This window comes from Streptomyces sp. NPDC059248, assembly GCF_042753905.1.
GTDB lineage: Bacteria > Actinomycetota > Actinomycetes > Streptomycetales > Streptomycetaceae > Streptomyces.
The window spans coordinates 130,824-151,766 of sequence record NZ_JBHYZV010000005.1; the positions used below are offsets into that span (position 1 = coordinate 130,824).

Genomic DNA, 20,943 nt, shown 5'->3' on the forward strand with positions numbered 1-20,943 from the left:
CACGCCCACCAGGGCATCCAGGGGCGCGAGGAACTGCGCGAGCAACCACCCACCGGGGCGCGGGCGGCCCTCAACACCGCCCCCCACGGCCCCCGCCACCCCGGCGGGGGCCGTCTCCTTGAACAGGGCGGCCATCACGAGGCCCAGGGGCACGGGGGTCCCCGGACACCATCACCTGACCCCGCCTTGCGCAGGCACGCCCAGCAGGGCGTCCAGGGGCGCGAGGAACTGCGCGGGCAACCACGCACCGGGGCGCGGGCGGCACACGGCATGAACCCCCACGGCGCGGGCCCGGAACCCCGGACCCCAGCCGGAGGCTACGGGCGGCGGGCGGACGTCACGCGGTACACGTCGTAGACGCCCTCCACGCCCCGGACCGCCTTCAGGACGTGGCCGAGGTGCTTGGGGTCGCCCATCTCGAAGGTGAAGCGGGAGGTCGCGACCCGGTCGCGGGAGGTCTGGACGGCCGCCGACAGGATGTTGACGTGCTGGTCCGACAGCACCCGGGTGACGTCGGAGAGCAGCCGGGACCGGTCGAGCGCCTCGACCTGGATGGCGACCAGGAAGACCGACGACTGGGTGGGCGCCCATTCGACTTCCAGGATCCGCTCCGGCTGCTGCGACAGGGAGTCGACGTTCACACAGTCCGCCCGGTGGACGGAGACCCCGCTGCCGCGGGTGACGAAGCCGATGATGGGGTCGCCCGGTACCGGAGTACAGCAGCGCGCCAGCTTCACCCAGACGTCCTCGACGCCCTTGACCACGACCCCGGGGTCGGCGTTCGAGCGCCGCTTGCCCCGCTTGGAGCGCGACGGCGGCGCGGACTCGTCGATGTCCTCGGTCGCGGCCTCTTCGCCGCCGAGCGCCGAGACCAGCTTCTGGACGACGCCCTGCGCGGCGACATGGCCCTCGCCGATGGCCGCGTACAGCGACGAGATGTCGGGGTAGCGCATCTCGTGCGCCAGGGTCACCAGCGAGTCGCCCGTGAGGATCCGCTGGATGGGGAGGTTCTGCTTCCGCATGGCCCGGACGATGGCGTCCTTGCCCTGCTCGATCGCCTCGTCGCGGCGCTCCTTGGAGAACCAGGCACGGATCTTGTTGCGGGCGCGGGGCGATTTGACGAAGCCCAGCCAGTCCCGGGAGGGCCCGGCGCCCTCGGCCTTGGAGGTGAAGACCTCGACCAGGTCGCCGTTGTCGAGGGTCGACTCCAGCGGGACGAGGCGCCCGTTGACGCGGGCCCCTATGGTGCGGTGGCCGACCTCGGTATGGACCGCGTAGGCGAAGTCGACGGGGGTGGCGCCGGCGGGCAACGCTATGACATCGCCCTTGGGTGTGAAGACGAAGACCTCGTTGCGGGAGAGGTCGAAGCGGAGGGACTCCAGGAACTCCGAGGGGTCCTCGGTCTCCTTCTGCCAGTCCAGCAACTGGCGCAGCCACGCCATGTCGTTGAGGTGGTCGTCCTTGCCGGTCTTCTTGGGGACGTCGGTCCGCACCTTGGAGGCCCCGGCGACGGCCTCCTGCTTGTACTTCCAGTGCGCGGCGATGCCGTACTCGGCCCGCCGGTGCATGTCGAAGGTGCGGATCTGGAGTTCGACGGGCTTGCCGTTGGGTCCGATGACCGTCGTATGCAGCGACTGGTACATATTGAACTTCGGCATCGCGATGTAGTCCTTGAACCGGCCGGGGACCGGATTCCATCGCGCGTGGACCGTGCCGAGCGCCGCGTAGCAGTCGCGGACCGTGTCGACGAGGACACGGATGCCGACCAGGTCGTAGATCTCCGCGAAGTCCCGGCCGCGGACGATCATCTTCTGGTAGACGCTGTAGTAGTGCTTGGGGCGGCCGGTGACGGTCGCCTTGATCCGGGCGGCCCGCAGATCGGACTGCACCTCGTCGGTCACTATGGCGAGGTACTCGTCCCGCTTGGGCGCGCGCTCGGCGACGAGCCGGACGATCTCGTCGTACATCTTGGGGTAGAGGATCGCGAAGGCGAGGTCCTCCAGCTCCCACTTGATGGTGTTCATGCCCAGCCGGTGGGCGAGCGGGGCGTAGATCTCCAGCGTCTCGCGGGCCTTCTTCTCCTGCTTCTCCCGCTTGAGATAGCGCATGGTGCGCATGTTGTGGAGCCGGTCCGCGAGCTTGATCACCAGGACCCGGGGGTCCTTGGCCATGGCGACGACCATCTTGCGGACGGTCTCGGCCTGGGCCGCCTCGCCGAACTTCACCTTGTCGAGCTTGGTGACGCCGTCGACGAGCAGGGCGACCTGGTCGCCGAAGTCGCGGCGCAGGGTGTCGAGCCCGTACTCGGTGTCCTCGACGGTGTCGTGCAGCAGCCCCGCCATCAGGGTCGCCGGGTCCATGCCCAACTCGGCCAGGATGGTGGTGACGGCCAGTGGATGGGTGATGTACGGATCGCCGCTCTTGCGCTTCTGGCCGCGGTGCCAGCGCTCGGCGACCTGGTACGCCTTCTCGATCTGGCGGAGCGTGGCGGTCTCGATCTTGGCGTCGTTGCCGCGGACGATCCGCAGCAGCGGCTCCAGGACCGGGTTGTACGGCGAGGACCGCTGGACGCCCAGCCGGGCGAGCCGGGCCCTGACCCGGTTGGAGGAGCCGCCGGAGCGCGCCGATGACGCGGCCGGAGGCGCGGGCCGGTTCGCGGGCGCCGGGCCGCGACGGCCGGCCTGGGGGGCGGCGGAGCGTACCGCAGCGCCCGGGGCCGGATTCGTACCACCGCCGAGCGGGCGGGCGGGCGTCGTCCGCCCGGGGCGCCCCTCGGGCGTCGGCTCGGGCGCGGCGGCTGGCGCCGCGGCCCTGTCGGCCTTCTGGCCGGGCTGTGCGGCGGCGGGACGGGCCTCGTCTGGCAAGAGCGCTCCTCGTGCGGTCCGGGTCCCCCGGGACTGGTCCGGAGAGCCCATCGTATCCACCCGGCCGATCCAATGCCCCCGAGGCTGAAAACAGACCCCCGGAGCCCGGCATTCCCGGGCTTCGGGGGTCTGGTGGTAACAGGGTGCTCGATGGTGCGTGCCGGGCCCGGTCAGAGGGCGAGCAGCGCCTCCACAGGGGCGCCGCCGAGTACCGGTTCCAGCCGGTCCCGGCCGCCGAGGAAGCCCAGCTCCATCAGGACGGCGACCCCCGCGACCCGCGCGCCGCCGCGGCGGATCAGCTCCGCCGCCGCGCCCGCCGTACCACCGGTGGCGAGGACGTCGTCGATCACCATGACCCGGTCCTCCGGGCACAGGTCCTCGGCGTGGATCTCGATCTCGGCGCTGCCGTATTCGAGGTCGTACGTCTGGGAGAGCGTCGCACCGGGCAGCTTGCCCGCCTTGCGCACAGGGACGAAGCCGAGCCCGGCCCGGACCGCGACGGGCGCGGCCAGGATGAAGCCCCGGGCCTCCAGGCCGACGATCTTGGTCGCCCCGTGCCGGACGCACAGCCCGGCCAGTACGTCGGTCAGCGCCGTGAAGGCCGCCGGGTCCGCGAGCAGCGGGGTGATGTCCTTGAACACCACTCCGGGCTGGGGATAGTCGCTCACATCACGGATCCGGCTGAGCAGCAGCTCCCGGATGTCGCCGGACACGGCGGTCACCGCCGTCTGCCCGACGACCGGCCGCGGCCGCGCTGGCCGACCACTCCGGACGCCCCGGCGGCGGTGGCCTCCGGGTCGCCGGGGGCCGCGCCCCGCGGTTCGTCGTCCGCCCCGTCGGGGCCTTCGGAACCGGCGTCGCCGGACTCCTCGGGCTCGTGCTCACCCTTGGCGCGCTTGGCGAGGACCCGCTTGCGCAGGGCCTTCATCTGCGGCTCGCGCTCCTTGAGGTCGGCGACCAGCGGGGTGGCGATGAAGATCGAGGAGTACGCGCCGGCCGCGAGGCCGACGAAGAGCGAGAGCGAGATGTCGTTCAGCATGCCGGCGCCGAGGACGCCGCCGCCGATGAAGAGCAGACCGGCGACCGGGAGCAGGGCCACGACGGTGGTGTTGATCGAGCGGACCAGGGTGCTGTTGAGGCTGCGGTTGGCCAGCTCGCTGTAGGTGAAGCGGTTCTGTTTGGTGATCCCCTTTCCGCCCTCCTTGAGACCGTCGAAGACGACGACGGTGTCGTAGAGGGAGTAGCCGAGGATCGTGAGTAGACCGATCACCGTACCCGGGGTGACCTCGAAGCCGACGAGTGCGTACACACCGACGGTGATCGTCAGGTCGTGGATCAGGGCGATCAACGCGGCCAGCGCCATTCTCCACTCGAAGGCGATCGCCAGATAGATCACCACCAGGACCATGAAGATGGCCAGACCGGTCCATGCCTTGTTGGCGATCTGCTTGCCCCAGCTGGGGCCGACCAGCTCGGCGCCGATCTTGTCGGCGTCCAGCTTGAGATCCCGGGCCAGATCGCTCTTGACCTGGGCGGCCTGGTCGGTGTTGAGCTGGGCGACCTGGATCCGGAGGGTGTCGTTGCCCAGCTTCTGGACGATGGCCGGGTGGCCGGACGCCTCCTCCGCGTACTCACGGGCGTCGGCGACGGACACCTTGGTGCTCGGGGTGGTGAAGACGGCACCGCCCTTGAACTCGATGCCCATGTTCAGGCCGCGGATCGCCACGCCCGCGATGGCCGCGATGGTGATCAGGATGGAGACGCCGTACCAGAACTTGCGGTGGCGGACGAAGTCGTAGCCGATCTCGCCGCGGTAGAGCCTGGCGCCGATGGTGCCGAGACGCGACATGCTCACGCCTCCTTCGGGTCGGTGGGGGCGGTGATCCGGCGGGTGCGGCGCAGCGGCGGCTTGGCGCCGAGGCGCTCCGGGTCGAGCCCGGACCAGGGGTGTCCGTTGCCGAAGAACTTGGTCCGCGCCAGCAGGGTCATCAGCGGCTTGGTGAAGAGGAAGACCACGACGACGTCGAGCAGGGTGGTCAGACCCAGGGTGAAGGCGAAGCCCTGCACCTTGCCGACGGTGACGAAGAAGAGCACCGCCGCCGCGAGGAAGGAGACGAAGTCGGAGACGAGGATGGTGCGCCGGGCGCGTGGCCAGCCCCGCTCGACGGCGGGACGCAGGGTGCGGCCCTCGCGGATCTCGTCCCTTATCCGTTCGAAGTACACGATGAACGAGTCGGCGGTGATACCGATGGCCACGATGGCACCGCAGACGGCCGGGAGGTTCAGCGCGAAGCCGATGGCCGGGCCCAGCAGTGACATCAGGGTGTAGGTGAGGGCCGCGGAGACCAGCAGGCTGAGGATGGCGATCAGCGACAGGCCGCGGTAGTAGACCACCAGGTAGATGATGACGAGCGCGAGGCCGATGGCGCCCGCGATCATGCCGGCCCGCAGCTGCTCGCCGCCGAGGGCGGCGCTGACGGTGTCGACGCTCTGCTCCTCGAAGCTGAGCGGCAGGGCACCGTAGGAGAGAATGTTGCCCAGGTTCTGGGCGGACTCCTGGTTGAAGCTGCCGGAGATCTCGGCGTTGGCGCTGAGGGTGGTCTCGACGCTGGGGGCGGACATCACCTCGCCGTCGAGCACGATCGCGAACTGGTTCAGCGGCGGCTGCTGCTGGGAGAGCTTGGACGTGATCTTCTCGAACTTCTTCGAGCCGGACTTGGTGAAGTCCATGGTCACGATCCACATGCCGCGCTGGGGGTCCAGCTGGCCCTTGGCCTCGTCGACGTCCTTGCCGTTCACCTCGGCGGGGCCGAGGATGTACTTCTCCCACTGCTTGGCACTGTTCTTGCCACAGGCGACGATCGTCTCTTCGGGCTTGACGTTCTCGCTGATGGCGGTGCGGGCCTTGGGGTCCTGGCAGTTCAGCGTCGCGAAGCGCTGCTCGATGTCGGAGACGGCCGGGTCCGGGGTCTTCGCGTCACCGGGCTTGTCGGCGGGCTTGTCGGCGGTTTTACCGGAGGCGTCCGGGGAGCCGGAAGCGCCCGGGGACGGCGCCTTCAGGCCCTCGGTGAGCGCCCGGCCCTGAGCGGTGGCCTTGTCGCTGGGCTTCGTGGAGGACTCGGCCTTGTCACCGGCGGGCTTCTCCTTGTCGCCGGTACCGGCGGAGGCGGAGCCGCTCGGCGAGGGCTTCGGGGTCTCCGGCGCCACCGGGCCTCCGGCGGCGACGTTCAGCACCGGTCGGAAGTAGAGCTGAGCGGTCGTGCCGACCTGCTTGCGGGCCTCTTCGGCGTCGGTCCCCTTGGGGATGTTGACGACGATGTTGGACTCGCCCTGCGTCTGGACCTCGGCTTCGGAGACACCGAGACCGTTGACACGGCGTTCGATGATCCCGACCGCCGTGTTCATATTGGTCTCGTTGACGGCGCTTTCCTTGCCGGGCTGCGCCTTGGCCTTCAGCGTGATCGACGTACCGCCGGCGAGGTCGATGCCCAGCCGCGGCGTGGTGTGCCCCGACCAGAACATGCCACCGGCGAGCGCGGCCATGACGATCAACATGAAGACCAGGGTGCGTCCTGGCTTTCCCTGAGCCCCCGTGGGCCTTCGGCCCCTCTTCGGTGCTGCCACCTTCTCGATTCTCCCTGTCCAACCGTCCCGCGCCGGGTGTGCGACGGGGCGGCCACGAAGTGTTGTGGGGCCCAGCCCCCGCAGAAGTCAACACGATCAGGGGACCGCCGGGCACCCTCTTGTGCCCGGCGGTCCCCGTGATGGCTACTTCTCGCCGTCCGCCTTCGCGTCGGCGCCCTTTTCGGCCTTGTCAGCGGCGTCGGCCTGCTCGGTCTTGTCGGCGGCGTCGGCCTTCCCGGACGGCGCGGCGTCCTTCGGCTCACCGGAGGCGGCGTCGGCGGCTTCGTCGCCGCCGTCGGCCTTCTTGCCGAGGTCGATCTTGCCCTCGGGCTTCTCCTCCGGCGCCTCCTCGGCGGCCTCCGTCAGCGACGAGGCGTCGTCCGGGACGGCCGGAAGCTCCTCGTCGGGCTCGTCACCGTGGACGATCTGGTTGTACTCCTCGTCCGAGAGGACCGCGCCGATGGCGTTCTTGGCGTATACCGCGTACACGCCGGGAGCGACCTCGAGCAGCACGGTTTCGTCGTGGAGCTCCTTGACGGTGGCGTACATGCCTCCGATCGTCCGCACCCCGGTGCCGGGGTGCATGTTGTCGCGCATCTGCGCCGCCGCCTGCTGCTTCTTCTTGGCGGAGCGGGTCATCAGGAACATGGCCCCGATGAGCACGATGAAGGGGAGGAAAGTCAGGAGACTCACGGGACGAAACTTCCTTCACACGACCGCACAGCGTGAGGCGGCCTTATCTGCGGGGGTGGGCGCGCCGACCTGAGAAGGGCGGCATCGGCGGAGTCTAGGCGAGTCCGCATCATTGGAACAACGCCCAGCATCCCACCGTAGTTCCTGGCAGCGGGAGTATCCGCGCCGTCACGCCCCGAACAAGCCCTGTTGTCCGCTTGCGCCCGGTGCCTGGGCGGGCGGGGTGAGCCCCAGGTGCGCCCAGGCCGCGGGGGTGGCGATCCGGCCCCGGGGCGTACGGGCGAGCAGTCCCTCCCGGACCAGGAAGGGCTCGGCGACCTCCTCGACGGTCTCGCGCTCCTCCCCCACGGCCACCGCCAGGGTGGAGAGCCCCACCGGGCCGCCGCCGAAGAGCTTGAGCAGGGCGCGCAGCACGGCCCGGTCGAGCCGGTCGAGGCCGCGGCCGTCGACCTCGTACACCCCGAGGGCGGCGGCGGCGATCGTCCGGTTGATCACGCCGTCCGCCTTGACCTGGGCGTAGTCCCGGACCCTGCGCAGCAGCCGGTTCGCGATCCGGGGCGTGCCCCGGGAGCGCCCGGCGATCTCGGCCGCGCCCTCGGTGTCGATCTCCACATCGAGCAATTGGGCCGAACGGTGGACGACGCGCTCCAGCTCGGCGGGGTCGTAGAACTCCATATGGGCCGTGAAGCCGAAGCGGTCGCGCAGCGGGGGCGGCAGCAGTCCGGCCCGGGTGGTGGCGCCGACCAGGGTGAAGGGCGGCAGCTCCAGCGGGATGGCGGTGGCGCCCGGGCCCTTGCCGACGATCACGTCGACCCGGAAGTCCTCCATCGCCATGTAGAGCATCTCCTCGGCGGGCCGGGACATCCGGTGGATCTCGTCGAGGAAGAGGACCTCGCCCTCCTGGAGGGAGGACAGTATGGCCGCGAGATCGCCCGCGTGCTGGATCGCGGGCCCGGAGGTGATCCGGATCGGGGCCTGCATCTCGGCGGCGATGATCATGGACAGGGTGGTCTTCCCGAGGCCGGGGGCGCCCGACAGCAGCACGTGGTCGGCGGTGGCGCCGCGGGCGCGGGCGGCCGTCAGGACCAGGTCGAGCTGCTCCCGTACCCGCTCCTGGCCGACGAACTCGTCCAGCGACTTCGGCCGCAGGGCCGCCTCGACGGCCTGGTCCTCCCCGTCGGCGGACGCGCCGACGAGCCGTCCGTCGTCGGCCGGGTCCGGATCGGCGGGGGCCGGGTACTCCCGGTCGCCGTCGTCGGCGGGGCTGTCGTACCGGTTCACAGGAGGTGTGCCTCGTGTCGTCGGGCGGCGCGGGGCCGCGGTGGGGCGGGCGGGTGACCGGTCGGCGGTCCCGGCCGGGGCTCAGCGGGGGCCGGTCACCGGGTGCGGTTCAGGGTCTGGAGCGCGGCCTTCAGCAGGGTGCCCACGGCGGGCCGCTCACCGGCGGCCTCCGCCTGCGGGGTGACGGCCGCCACCGCGTCGTCGGCCTCCCGGGAGGCGTAGCCGAGGCCGATGAGGGCGGCGTGCAGCTGATCGCGCCAGGCCGGGGCGGACGCGACGGCGCCGGGGGCGGCGCCGACCGGGCCCAGCGGGGCGCCGAGCCGGTCCTTCAGCTCCAGCAGCAGCTTCTGGGCGCCCTTCTTGCCGATCCCGGGGACGGCGGTCAGCGCCTTCTCGTCGCCGGTCGCCACCGCGCGCCGCAGGGCGTCGGGCGCGTGGACCGCGAGCATGGCCTGGGCGAGCCGGGGGCCGACCCCGCTCGCGGTCTGGAGCAGCTCGAACACCTGGCGCTCGTCCTCGTCGGCGAAGCCGTAGAGGGTGAGGGAGTCCTCCCGGACGACGAGGGACGTGGCCAGGGTCGCCTCCTGGCCGATCCGGAGCCGGGAGAGCGTGTCGGGGGTGCACTGGAGGGCCATGCCGACCCCGCCGACCTCGACCACCGCGGTGGTGGGGGCGAGCGCGGCGACCTCGCCGCGGACAAAGGCGATCATGCGGTACGGCCTTTCGGGGGTCGGGCTGACGGAGCGGGGGCGCGGTGGCGGGCGACGGCCTCCTGGAGACGGTTCTGCGCGGGGCTGCGCCAGATATGGCAGATGGCGAGCGCCAGGGCGTCCGCCGCGTCGGCCGGGCGGGGCGGCTCCGAGAGCCGCAGCAGCCGGGTCACCATGGCACCGACCTGGGCCTTGTCGGCCCGTCCCGAGCCGGTGACGGCCGCCTTGACCTCACTCGGGGTGTGCAGGACGACGGGGATGCCGCGCCGGGCGGCGCAGAGCATGGCGACGGCGCTGGCCTGGGCGGTGCCCATCACCGTACGGACGTTGTGCTGGCTGAAGACCCGTTCGACGGCGACCCGTTCGGGGCGGTACTCGTCGAGCCAGCTCTCGACGCCCTCCTCGACGGCGACCAGCCGGCGGGCGAGGTCGGCGTCGGGCGAGGTCCGTACGACCCCGACACCGATCATGGTCAGCGGGCGGCCCGCGACACCGTCGACCACCCCCACGCCGCACCGGGTCAGCCCCGGGTCGACCCCCAGCACTCGCACGCCGCCGCCTCCTTCGGTCATCTGTTTGTGCAGGCTATCGGGCGCCACCGACAACGGACGCGAAGAAGGGCGGGCCGAAGGGTGTTTCCCCCTTCGGCCCGCCCTGTCGCGGCCTGTTCAGGCGTCGACCTTCTCCATGATCTCGTCGGAGACGTCGAAGTTGGCGAAGACGTTCTGGACGTCGTCGCTGTCCTCCAGCGCGTCGATCAGCTTGAAGATCTTCCGCGCGCCCTCCTCGTCCAGCTCGACCTGCATGGTCGGGACGAAGTTGGCCTCGGCGGAGTCGTAGTCGATGCCCTGCTCCTGGAGCGCCGTACGGACCGCGACCAGGTCGGTGGCCTCGCTCAGCACCTCGAAGGACTCACCGAGGTCGTTGACCTCCTCGGCGCCCGCGTCCAGCACGGCGCCCAGGACGTCGTCCTCGGTCAGCTCGCCCTTGGGGACGATCACGACGCCCTTGCGGTTGAAGAGGTACGAGACGGAGCCCGGGTCGGCCATGGAGCCGCCATTGCGGGTCATCGCGACCCGGACGTCGGACGCGGCGCGGTTGCGGTTGTCGGTGAGGCACTCGATGAGCACCGCGACCCCGTTGGGGCCGTAGCCCTCGTACATGATCGTCTCGTAGTCCGCGCCGCCCGCCTCCAGGCCGGCGCCGCGCTTGACCGCGGAGTCGATGTTCTTGTTCGGCACCGACTGCTTCTTGGCCTTCTGGATGGCGTCGAAGAGGGTCGGGTTGCCTTCGATGTCGGCGCCGCCCATCCGGGCCGCGACCTCGACGTTCTTGATGAGCTTCGCGAAGAGTTTGCCGCGCTTGGCGTCGATCACGGCCTTCTTGTGCTTCGTCGTAGCCCATTTAGAGTGGCCGGACATCTGCCTGTCTCCTTCGCGTTACCCAGTGCTGCCGCGTTGCCGCTGTGCTCGGACCGCCGATCCTACCGGGACCGGATCACCCGGCGGCGCGCACCATGTCCACGAACAGACCGTGGACCCGGTGATCGCCGGTCAGCTCCGGGTGGAAGGAGGTCGCGAGCGCGTTGCCCTGGCGTACGGCGACGATATGACCGTCGTACTCGGCGACGACCTCCACGGCCGCGCCCACGGACTCCACCCACGGCGCGCGGATGAAGACCCCGTCCACCGGGCCCGCGATCCCGGCGACGTCGACCGCCGCCTCGAAGGACTCGTTCTGGCGGCCGAAGGCGTTACGGCGGACGATCATGTCGATGCCGCCGATGGTCTCCTGGCCCGAACGCGGGTCGAGGATCTTGTCCGCGAGCAGGATGAGACCGGCGCAGGTGCCGTAGACCGGCATTCCCGAGCGGACCCGCTCCCGCAGCGGCTCCATCATCCCGAAGAGGCCCGCCAGCTTGGACATCGTGGTGGACTCGCCGCCGGGGACGACGAGGGCGTCGACCTCGGCCAGCTCCTCGGGCCGCCGTACGGGCCTGGCCACGGCGTCCGCCGCGGCCAGGGCGATCAGATGCTCCCGTACGTCGCCCTGGAGGGCGAGGACACCGATCAGCGGGGTGGTCACTACCAGCCCCGGTTCGCGTAGCGCTCGGCCTCGGGCAGGGTGTCGCAGTTGATGCCGACCATGGCCTCGCCCAGGTTCCGGGAGGCGTCCGCGACGACCTTCGGGTCGTCGTAGAAGGTGGTGGCCTTCACGATCGCGGCGGCGCGCTTCGCCGGGTCCCCGGACTTGAAGATCCCGGAGCCGACGAAGACGCCCTCGGCACCGAGCTGGCGCATCAGCGCGGCGTCGGCGGGGGTGGCGACACCACCGGCGGAGAACAGCACGACCGGCAGCTTGCCCAGCTCGGCGACCTCCCGCACCAGCTCGTACGGGGCACGCAGCTCCTTCGCCGCGGCGTACAGCTCGTTGTTGTCGAAGCCGCGGAGCCTCGCGATCTCGTTCTTGATCTGCCGCAGATGGCGCACGGCCTCCACGACGTTGCCGGTGCCGGCCTCGCCCTTGGAGCGGATCATCGCGGCGCCCTCGGCGATCCGGCGCAGCGCCTCGCCCAGGTTGGTGGCACCGCAGACGAACGGCGTCGTGAAGGCCCACTTGTCGGAGTGGTTGACCTCGTCGGCGGGGGTCAGCACCTCGGACTCGTCGATGTAGTCGACACCGAGGGACTGGAGCACCTGGGCCTCGACGAAGTGGCCGATCCGGGACTTGGCCATGACGGGGATGGAGACCGCCTCGATGATCTCCTCGATCATGTTGGGGTCGGACATCCGGGCCACCCCGCCGTCCTTGCGGATATCGGCGGGTACCCGCTCGAGGGCCATGACGGCGACGGCGCCCGCGTCCTCGGCGATCTTCGCCTGCTCGGCGTCGACCACGTCCATGATGACGCCGCCCTTGAGCTGCTCGGCCATGCCGCGCTTCACGCGGGCGGTGCCGGTCGCGGGAGCGTCGGACTGCGGGGTGCTGGAGAGCGTGCTGGACACGGGGACCTCACTCGATGACGGTTGCTGCGGCGGTGCGGCCGATGACGGCCGCGACACCGATGGAACAACCACACATCGGGCCGCGACAAGGGCCAATGAACAGCCGGTGGATCGTTTTGGCTGGTCACGAGGGAAGGCCGCGGGCTTCGAGGGGCCGGTTTCCCGCGGGTGGCTCTTTTCGCCCCATGGCGCGGTGGCGGCTCGGATCAGCTGCCGGGGCGGTCCGCGAGCGCCGTGGGGGGCGTGTCGTCCATCTCGAACGCGAGGGGGAACGGGGCGTGCCCCGCCAGCCGGAACCAGCGCACCGTGCGATGGCGGCGGAGGGCGCGGGCGGCGCGTACGGCGTCGTTGTGGAACCGCCGCGCCATGGGGACCCGGCGGACGGCCTGCGCCAGCTCCGTCGCCGCCTCGTCCCCGCCGGGGACCTCGCGGACGGCCTCCACCTGCGCGGGCTCCTCGAACACCACGCGCAGCGCGGCGCTCAACTCGCTCTCCGCGACCTCCCGCTGGTCCTCCTCGGCCTGGCGGGCGGCGTGCGCGGCCTCGTAGAGGACGATCGAGGCGGCGGGATCGAGTACGCCGGACGTCGCCAGTTCCTGCGTCACCGATGCGCGCCGCAGCAACTGCGCGTCGAGGGCGGCGCGGGCGGCGTCGATCCGGGTGTGCAGGCGGTCGAGACGGCCGGCGGTCCAGCTGAGGTAGAGCCCGACGGCGACGAGCGCCACGAGAATCCAAATGAGCGTTGCGGTCACGCTGCGCTAGCTTAACGGGGCTCCTCGTGCCGTGGAGTCGCCCCGGAGCCGCCGCCGCCCCCACGGAGTCCCCGCCCCTCCGGGCGAGGTTGTCCTTCGTCCGCAGCCCGTCCGTGGCTTGTCGCGCAGTTCCCCGCGCCCCTGACCACCCCACCTGACCCGGTCGCCCAGCCGAGGGCTTCTAGGGGCGCGAGGAACTGCGCGAGCAACCACCCACCGGGGCGCGGTCCGAAGAACACCCGTGGACGCCGGACGCGTCCGGTCCAGGGTCCCGGGCCGCCCGGGAGAGGCGCGCCCCGAGCGGGCTCGGGACCCTAGCGGGAGGCGACGCGGCGGGAGAGGCCCAGGCGGGTGCGGAGCCCCGGGCGGTCGTCCGTGGCCACGGAGGCCGCGCCCGCGGTCACCGTCTCGTACACCCCGAGGATGTCCGCCCCGACGGTGGACCAGTCGAAGCGGCGGACATGGGCCAGGCCCCGTTCCCGCAGCTCCGCGCGGCGGCCCTGGTCGCCGAGGAGCCGGATCGCGGCGTCGGCCAGCGCGTCGGAGTCCTCGTTGGCGAAGAGTTCGCCCGCCGCGCCCTGGTCGAGTACCTGGGCGAAGGCGTCGAGGTCGGCGGCGAGTACCGGCGCTCCCGCCGACATCGCCTCGACGAGGATGATGCCGAAGCTCTCGCCCCCGGTGTTGGGTGCCACGTACACATCGACGCTCCGCAGCAGCCGTGCCTTGTCCTCGTCGCCGACCATGCCGAGGAACTCGACCCGGGAGCGGAGCTCCGGCGGCAGGGACGCCACCGCCTCCTTCTCGTCGCCCCGCCCGGCGACGAGCAGCCGGGTCCCGGGGCGGGCTTCGAGGATCCTGGGGAGCGCCTTCATCAGGACGGGCAGGCCCTTGCGGGGTTCGTCGATCCGGCCGATGAAGCCGAGGACGCCGCCGTGCGGGCCGCCCTGCCATTCCGGGCGCGGCTCGGCGCGTTCGAAGAAGGAGACGTCGACGCCGTTGGGGATGACGACGGCGTCGCCCCCGAGGTGTTCCACCAGGGTGCGCCGGGCGTACTCGCTGACCGCGATCCGCGCGCTGATCTTCTCCAGGGCGGGCTGGAGGATCGGATACGCGGCGATCATGGCGCGGGATCGCGGGTTCGAGGTGTGGAAGGTGGCCACGATGGGGCCCTGCGCGGCCCAGCAGGCGAGGAGACCGAGCGACGGCGAGGTCGGCTCATGGATGTGGATCACGTCGAAGGTGCCGTCGTGGAGCCAGCGCCTGACCCGGGCCGCCGACAGGAAACCGAAGTTGAGGCGGGCGACGGAGCCGTTGTACGGGACGGGTACGGCCCGCCCGGCGGAGACGGCGTACGGCGGCAGCGGGGTGTCGTCGTCGGCGGGGGCGAGGACGGAGACCTCGTGGCCGAGCCGGATGAGATGCTCGGCCAGATCGCGGATGTGGAACTGGACGCCGCCGGGGACGTCCCAGGAGTACGGGCAGACGATGCCGATCCTCATACCGCGCCGACCTCCCGGGGCTCCAGGTCCGCCACCCACAGCCGTTGCAGCATGTGCCAGTCCTCCGGGTGCTCGGCGATGCCCGCGGCGAACACGTCCGCCAGGGCCTGTGTCATGGCGGACGCCTTCTCGGCGCGGGTCCCCGAGTCCGGCACCTCGACCGGCGGGTGGACCCGGCCGTGCATCACGGCGTCGTCCTCGTACCAGAGCGTCACGGGGAGCAGCAGGGCCCCGGTGTGCTGGGCCAGCAGCGCCGGGCCCGCGGGCATCCGCGCGGTCTCCCCGAAGTAGTCGACCCCGACACCCGAGGACGACAGATCGCGGTCGGCGACCAGGCAGACGAGTCCGCCGTCCCGCAGCCGCCGGGCGAGGGTGCCGAAGGCGGAGCCGCCCGCGTGCGGGAGGACCTCCATGCCGAGGCTCTCGCGGTAGGCCACGAAGCGGTCGTAGAGGGACTCCGGTTTCAGCCGTTCGGCGACGGTGGTGAAGGGGGTCCCGAGGACGCGGGTGACCCAGACGCCCGCCAGGTCCCAGTTCGCGAGGTGCGGCAGGGCGAGGATCGCGCCCCGGTCGGCGGCGATCGCGTCGGTCAGCCGGTGGACGTCGTGGATGTGGACCGCGCCGCGGACCTTCTCCGTGCTCCACGCGGGCAGCCGGAAGGACTCCATCCAGTACCGCATGTACGAGCGCATGCCGGCCTTGGACAGTTCGGCGAGCCGCCCGGGCCCGGCGTCGGGGACGACACGCGCCAGATTGGCCTCCAGCCGCAGTATCGCGGGGCCGCGCCGCCGCCAGGCGGTGTCGGCGATGGTCCGGCCGAGCCGGGCTGCGACGGGCTCGGGGAGCTTCTGCACGGTGCTCCAGCCGAGTCCGTACATCCCGTCCACGAGCCGTTCGCGGGCGGTCGCGGGCGCTGCGCCGCTCATGCGGCCCCGGCCTCGTGGCCGGAGTCCCGGGCCGCCGCGTCCGCCTCGGCGGACTCCCGGCGTACGGTCACGACCCGCTGTCCGAGGGTGACGGCGCTGCCGACGGCGACGATCCACAGGGCGATGGGCAGCAGGATCTCGATCCCGGGCACCCCGAAGGCGGCCAGTCCGGCGAGCCCGGCGGCGACGAGGGAGATCACCAGCCGCTCGGCCCGCTCGATCAGGCCGTTCACGGCCACCGGCAGTCCGATGGCCTCGCCGCGGGCCTTGGTGTACGAGACGACCTGGCCGCTGGCGAGGCAGAAGATCGCCACGGCGCACAGGATGTTGTCGTCGCCCTTGCCCGCGTACCAGAGCGCGAAGCCGCCGAAGATGGCGCTGTCGGCGACCCGGTCGAGCGTGGAGTCGAGGAAGGCGCCCCAGCGGCTGGAGATCCCGGCCTGGCGGGCCATGTTGCCGTCGACCAGGTCGGAGAAGACGAAGAGCGTGATGACGATCGTGCCCCAGAAGAACTCGCCGCGCGGGAAGAAGACCAGCGCGCCCGCGACGACTCCGGCCGTGCCGATCAGGGTGACCGCGTCGGGCGTCACCCCTCGGCGGAGGAGAAACGCGGCGAACGGTGTGAGGACACGCGTAAAAAATGCACGCGCGTACTTGTTCAGCATGGCCTTCCCGGGGTTCGGTTCCGCCAGGCGGCCCCATCGGCCACCGGCCGCCCCATCGTAGCCACGACCGGAGCCCGGTACCGGCCGGGCGCCCGGGACGGCGGGCCCGGGGACCGCTCCTGCGCCCCTCACCCGGCGGCCGGTGCCGGATCCCACAGGCGGCCGCGCCGGGTCCTCCCAGGCCGCCGCGCGGGGTCCCCCCAGGCCGCCGGGCCGGGCCGGGTCCGACCGGTACGCGCCATCGCGGCTCCCTCCCGGCGGTCGGCGGCGCGCGACGTATGGACGCGCCCCGGCGTCGGTGGAAAGCTCGAAGGGCGACCGCGGGCACCGAGGAGCGGCTCCCTGCGACCCCTCCGAAACCCCTCCCCGGCCCTTTCAGGACCCGTTTCCCGCCCCGCCCGCGGCCCGGCACCCGCATCTCTTCCCCGCACGCCCGGCAGAGCACGACCGAAGACGGCGTACCGAAGACGGCGTACCGCGATACCGACGCATCGCTCCGATCGATCGGGAGGCAGGATTCATGGGCGACAAGGCGAACACCCATCCCGGAGCCGCCGGAAGGGCGACAACGGCCGACCGGCCCTCGTCCGTGAGGAATGTGGTGCTGGTCGGCCACAGCGGTTCGGGCAAGACGACACTGGTCGAGGCGCTGGCGCTGACCGCCGGGGCGGTGAACCGGGCGGGCCGGGTCGAGGACGGCGGCACGATCTCCGACTACGACGAGATCGAGCACCGCCAGCAGCGCTCCGTACAGCTCTCCCTCGTCCCGCTCGAATGGGACGGCTACAAGATCAATCTGCTGGACACCCCGGGGTACGCGGACTTCGTCGGTGAGCTGCGGGCCGGGCTGCGCGCGGCGGACGCGGCGCTGTTCGTGGTGTCGGCGGCGCAGGAGCCGGGCGCGATCGGCGGGTCGACCCGGGCGGTGTGGGACGAGTGCGCGGCCGTCGGGATGCCGCGGGCGATCGTCGTCACCCATCTGGAGACCGCGAGGGCCGGCTACGAGGAGCTGACCCGGGTACTGGCGGAGCTGTTCGGCGGCGACGACCCCGATGCCGTACTGCCGCTGTATCTGCCGCAGTACGGGGAGCCGGGCCCTGACGGGCACGCCCCGACCACCGGTCTCGTCGGGCTGCTGACCCGGAAGGTCTACGACTACTCCGGTGGGCACCGGGAGGAGGTCCCGCCCGACGCGGGGCAGGAGCCGCTGATCGAGGACGCCCGCAACCGGCTGATCGAGGGGATCATCGCCGAGAGCGAGGACGAGAGTCTGATGGACCGGTATCTCGCCGGTGAGGACATCGACGTCAAGACACTGATCGACGATCTGGAGAAGGGGGTCGCCCGGGGCACCTTCCATCCGGTGCTGGCCGCGGCGCCCGCCGCGGACGGGGCCCGGGAGGGCATCGGCACGGTCGAGCTGCTGGAGCTGATCACCCGGGGTTTCCCGACCCCGCTGGAGACCGAGTGTCCGCGGGTGACGTCGCCGCGGGGCGCGGTCAGGCCGCGGCCGGTGTGCGATCCGGAAGGACCGCTGGTCGCCGAGGTCGTCAAGACGTCGTCCGACCCGTATGTCGGCCGGATCTCCCTGGTCCGGGTCTTCTCCGGCACGCTGCGGCCCGATGAGACGGTGCATGTGTCGGGGGTCGCCGCGCACGGCGCGGACGGCCGGGGCCGGGAGCCGGAGGATCTGCACGAGGCGGACGAACGGGTCGGCGCGCTCTCCGTCCCGTTCGGCAAGCAGCAGCGTCCGCTGCCCCATGTCATCGCCGGTGATCTGGCGTGTGTGGCCAAACTGGGCCGGGCCGAGACGGGTGACACGCTCTCCGGCCGGGACGATCCGCTGCTGATGGAGCCCTGGGAGATGCCGGACGCGCTGCTTCCGCTGGCCGTACGGGCGCATGGCAAGGCCGATGAGGACAAGCTGTCCCAGGGGCTGAACCGGCTGGTCGCCGAGGACCCGGCGATGCGGCTCGAACAGAACCAGGACACCCGCCAGCTGGTGCTGTGGTGTCTGGGCGAGGCGCACGCCGATGTGGCGCTGGAGCGGCTGCGGACCCGGTACGGCGTCGAGGTGGACGTGATTCCGCACAAGGTGGCCCTGCGGGAGACGTTCGGCGGTCCTTCGGGGGGCCGGGGGCGCCATGTGAAGCAGTCGGGCGGCCACGGGCAGTACGCGATCTGCGAGATCGACGTCGAACCGCTGCCCGCGGGCTCGGGGTTCGAGTTCGTCGACAAGGTGGTCGGCGGCGCCGTGCCGCGGCAGTTCATCCCGTCGGTGGAGAAGGGGGTCCGCGCCCAGGCGGCGCGCGGGGTGGCGGCCGGGTATCCGCTGGTCGACATCCGGGTGACCCTGCGCGACGGCAAGGCCCACTCGGTGGACTCGTCGGACGCGGCGTTCCAGACCGCGGGCGCGCTGGCCCTGCGGGAGGCGGCGGCGGACGCCCCGATCCATCTGCTGGAGCCGGTGGCCGAGGTGGCCGTACTGGTCCCGGACGAGTACGTCGGGCCGGTCATGAGCGATCTGTCGGGGCGGCGCGGAAGAGTCGTCGGTACGGAGCAGTCCGCCGGTTCCCGGACCCTGGTCCGGGCCGAGGTGCCCGAGATCGAGATCGGGCGGTACGCGGTCGATCTGCGGTCGATCTCGCACGGCACGGGCCGGTTCAGCCGCTCGTACGCCCGGCACGAGCCGATGCCCCAGCAGATCGCGGACCGGCTCCGGGAGGAGCCCGCCGAGAACACCTAGGGCGCGCGGGGCGCGGGGCACCGGGGGTGCGCGCCGTTCGCGCGGCGCGCACCGGCGGTCCCGTCCGGGCGCGGGACTCGCTCCGCCCCGTACGCCGGCCGTGCGCCCCCGCCGGGAGCTGCGGCGACGCGGTGATACGGCGGGCACACGGCCGCGCGCCCGGCGGGGCGCGGGACCGTCCGGGCGTGCGCCCGGCGGTCCCGCCGGAGCCACCGGGCGGCGACGGGCGGCGGCGGGCGTCGTCGGATCGCTCCGGCGGGACCTGCGGGCGGATCCGGCCGTTTCCGCGCTCCCGTGACGAAGCGCCTACGCCCCGGATACGCTGAGGTGCCCAGTTCAGCAGGTGTGCGGAACAGGGCAGTTGGGAAAGGGCCGCAGCAGAGCGGCAGGCGGCGGCGACGGGGCGATGGGGGCGGCAGTGGCGGACGGATTCGACTTCTCACCCGGGGCACAGATCCCCATCCAGGGTTCGGCGGGCCAGACGGCCGCGACGAACGCCCTGGCCTCGGCCGCGTACCGCGACAGCCCGGTCGAGCAGATCCTCGACGCCAACAACGATTGGCACAAGTCGGAGGTGAAGAAGGGGAAGTTCTCCCTCTTCGAACCCAATCTCGGGGAGGCGTTCTCCCGGGCGGTGCAGGTCAGGACGCTCGGCGGTGGGCGCGGGGCGCTGATCCAGTCCTTCGGCACCGACGCCAGGACGATCGTGGAGCACTGTCTGGCGGCCACCGGGCTCCGCAAGGAGCGCGACACCAAGCTGACCGTGATCACGGCCGTATTCGGGCTGCTGTTCCTGCCCGGGATGCTGCTGTGGATGGGGGTCTTCCAGCTCCGCAGGACGCTGGCGGGGGCGCAGGACAAGAAGGCCGGGGCACTGGGCACGGTCCTGCTGGTGGGGATCGCCCTGGTGGCCGTGGTGCTGCTGATCCGGCTGCCCTTCACCGGGATCCTCGGCTGGTACGTCCGCGGGGTGATCGTCGCCCCCGTGGTGGGGTGGTTCCTGGCCAAGCGGGTCTGCGAGCGGTCGGCCGTCGATATGCGCGCCCGCTGGGACGGGCTGCTGTCGGGCGGCGGGATAGCGGCGAAGGTCCCGGAGGCCGTGCCGGGCAACCCCAACGAGACGGCCCGTGAGGAGCTGCGCCAGGGGCTGGAGAAGCTCTCCGCCGAGCAGCAGGCGAACTCGGTGTTCTACGCGGGCCCCAAGGGGATACTGGGCATGGGCACGCGCTGGGGCAGCTGGCAGATGGCCGAGGAGCTGGTGCCCAAGGAAGCGGGCAAGGAGATCAACCAGTTCCGCAGCTGGGATGTCATAAGGGCGATCCACGACCGGCTGAAGCTGCTGGAGCGCGGCCCGCTGAACTCCGGCGGCTTCCCCACCCCGGTGGTCAAGCACTGGATCGTCACACCGGTCGCGGAGGGCGCGGGCGGGGTCTCCCGGCCGGAGGGCCAGGACGTGGAGGCGTTCCAGGTCAAGCCGCACGAGATACAGCGGATCTGCAACCATGTGCAGTTCGGCGGCGGCAACCGGCACTATCTCGGGGTGCAGTTCGTCCTCTGGGACGGCCAGCTGGTGATCACCATGATGATCACGGTGACGGTGCTCCACGAGACGCTGCGGGTGGAGGTCACCGGCCATGCCCTGGGCCCGGTGCACGGCCTGTTCACCACCAAGTCGTCGCCCAAGACGAAGACCGTGAGCAAGACGATCCGGTTCTGGGAGACCCGGGACATCACACTGCCGCTGGTGGAGGCCAAGGAAGTGGTCCGGCTCGCGGTGCGCGCGCCCCTCACCTGGTATCCGCCGCTGCTGGAGTACTTCGGCGGCAAGCTGGCGCTGCCGGAGCCCTTCGGTCTGCGGCACGCCTGGGCCGAGCAGCCGTGGCGGCACCGGTTCATGGCGGACGACGCGATGCGCGCGGCGACCCCGGTTCTGCGGGTCGCCCACGCGGCGGCGCTGAAGGTGCTGGAGGAGAACGGCGTGGACACCGAGCGCTTCGGCAGCCGGTCCCTGGCGGTCAGCGGCGCGGTGCAGGACCCGGCGCCGAAGAAGGCGGATCTGTACGACGCGTAGCGTCCCGTACGACCGGAACGGATGACGGGGGGGGGGGGGGGCGGGGCCCCCCCCCCCCCCCCCAGAGACCGCCGCGGGGAGGCCGGGGCGCCGGCCCCCCGCCGACC

Annotated in this window: 17 protein-coding genes; 2 read left to right on the forward strand and 15 right to left on the reverse strand. The window is 71.8% G+C overall.

The genetic code is table 11. The annotated features are described in order from the left end of the window. Window positions 1–317: 317 nt before the first annotated feature. The 15 genes from ACFXG1_RS04070 to pgsA form a co-directional block, all read right to left on the reverse strand. Complete coding sequence (locus ACFXG1_RS04070; RefSeq protein ID WP_384740798.1) at window positions 318–2,864, reverse strand: RelA/SpoT family protein; 2,547 nt, start codon at window positions 2,862–2,864, stop codon at window positions 318–320. Window positions 2,865–3,034: 170 nt separating this feature from the next. Further along, on the reverse strand, window positions 3,035–3,577 hold the full coding sequence (locus tag ACFXG1_RS04075) for an adenine phosphoribosyltransferase (protein WP_384720077.1): 543 nt from the start codon (window positions 3,575–3,577) through the stop codon (window positions 3,035–3,037). A 5-nt stretch (window positions 3,578–3,582) separates the two neighbouring features. After that, window positions 3,583–4,713: a protein translocase subunit SecF gene (gene secF / locus ACFXG1_RS04080; RefSeq protein WP_384720081.1), complete on the reverse strand. Its 1,131-nt coding sequence runs from the start codon at window positions 4,711–4,713 to the stop codon at window positions 3,583–3,585. Window positions 4,714–4,715: 2 nt separating this feature from the next. Beyond that, a complete protein-coding gene (gene secD, locus ACFXG1_RS04085; protein WP_384720079.1) occupies window positions 4,716–6,488 on the reverse strand; it encodes a protein translocase subunit SecD in 1,773 nt (590 codons plus the stop codon). A 144-nt stretch (window positions 6,489–6,632) separates the two neighbouring features. Further along, window positions 6,633–7,181: a preprotein translocase subunit YajC gene (gene yajC / locus ACFXG1_RS04090; protein WP_384740802.1), complete on the reverse strand. Its 549-nt coding sequence runs from the start codon at window positions 7,179–7,181 to the stop codon at window positions 6,633–6,635. Window positions 7,182–7,349: 168 nt separating this feature from the next. Then, window positions 7,350–8,462: a Holliday junction branch migration DNA helicase RuvB gene (ruvB, locus tag ACFXG1_RS04095; RefSeq protein WP_384719125.1), complete on the reverse strand. Its 1,113-nt coding sequence runs from the start codon at window positions 8,460–8,462 to the stop codon at window positions 7,350–7,352. A gap of 95 nt (window positions 8,463–8,557) precedes the next feature. After that, window positions 8,558–9,172, reverse strand: coding sequence for a Holliday junction branch migration protein RuvA (gene ruvA / locus ACFXG1_RS04100; protein ID WP_384740806.1), 615 nt, complete (start codon window positions 9,170–9,172; stop codon window positions 8,558–8,560). Beyond that, window positions 9,169–9,723, reverse strand: a complete 555-nt coding sequence (gene ruvC, locus ACFXG1_RS04105; protein ID WP_384719121.1) for a crossover junction endodeoxyribonuclease RuvC — start codon at window positions 9,721–9,723, stop codon at window positions 9,169–9,171. Before ruvC ends, ruvA begins: the two co-directional genes overlap by 4 nt. A gap of 117 nt (window positions 9,724–9,840) precedes the next feature. After that, window positions 9,841–10,593: a YebC/PmpR family DNA-binding transcriptional regulator gene (locus tag ACFXG1_RS04110; RefSeq protein WP_384719119.1), complete on the reverse strand. Its 753-nt coding sequence runs from the start codon at window positions 10,591–10,593 to the stop codon at window positions 9,841–9,843. A gap of 76 nt (window positions 10,594–10,669) precedes the next feature. Continuing rightward, complete coding sequence (gene pdxT / locus ACFXG1_RS04115) at window positions 10,670–11,257, reverse strand: pyridoxal 5'-phosphate synthase glutaminase subunit PdxT (RefSeq protein WP_384740811.1); 588 nt, start codon at window positions 11,255–11,257, stop codon at window positions 10,670–10,672. Continuing rightward, window positions 11,257–12,177, reverse strand: a complete 921-nt coding sequence (gene pdxS, locus ACFXG1_RS04120) for a pyridoxal 5'-phosphate synthase lyase subunit PdxS (protein WP_384740814.1) — start codon at window positions 12,175–12,177, stop codon at window positions 11,257–11,259. Before pdxS ends, pdxT begins: the two co-directional genes overlap by 1 nt. 206 nt (window positions 12,178–12,383) lie before the next feature. Then, window positions 12,384–12,929, reverse strand: coding sequence for a hypothetical protein (locus tag ACFXG1_RS04125; RefSeq protein ID WP_384740817.1), 546 nt, complete (start codon window positions 12,927–12,929; stop codon window positions 12,384–12,386). A gap of 314 nt (window positions 12,930–13,243) precedes the next feature. Next, window positions 13,244–14,428 carry a glycosyltransferase family 4 protein gene (locus ACFXG1_RS04130; protein ID WP_384740820.1) on the reverse strand — a complete coding sequence of 395 codons (1,185 nt, stop codon included), beginning with the start codon at window positions 14,426–14,428 and terminating at the stop codon, window positions 13,244–13,246. Further along, window positions 14,425–15,354, reverse strand: coding sequence for a phosphatidylinositol mannoside acyltransferase (locus tag ACFXG1_RS04135; protein ID WP_384740823.1), 930 nt, complete (start codon window positions 15,352–15,354; stop codon window positions 14,425–14,427). The genes ACFXG1_RS04130 and ACFXG1_RS04135 overlap by 4 nt, the downstream gene beginning before the upstream one ends. Continuing rightward, window positions 15,351–16,019, reverse strand: coding sequence for a phosphatidylinositol phosphate synthase (pgsA, locus tag ACFXG1_RS04140; RefSeq protein WP_384740826.1), 669 nt, complete (start codon window positions 16,017–16,019; stop codon window positions 15,351–15,353). The genes ACFXG1_RS04135 and pgsA overlap by 4 nt, the downstream gene beginning before the upstream one ends. Before the next feature lie 520 nt (window positions 16,020–16,539). Between pgsA and ACFXG1_RS04145 the strand changes: the two genes are divergently transcribed. Both ACFXG1_RS04145 and ACFXG1_RS04150 read left to right on the forward strand, forming a co-directional pair. Next, window positions 16,540–18,765 carry an elongation factor G-like protein EF-G2 gene (locus ACFXG1_RS04145; protein WP_384721595.1) on the forward strand — a complete coding sequence of 742 codons (2,226 nt, stop codon included), beginning with the start codon at window positions 16,540–16,542 and terminating at the stop codon, window positions 18,763–18,765. A 406-nt stretch (window positions 18,766–19,171) separates the two neighbouring features. Beyond that, window positions 19,172–20,836: a hypothetical protein gene (locus tag ACFXG1_RS04150; protein ID WP_384717433.1), complete on the forward strand. Its 1,665-nt coding sequence runs from the start codon at window positions 19,172–19,174 to the stop codon at window positions 20,834–20,836. Window positions 20,837–20,943 lie beyond the last annotated feature (107 nt).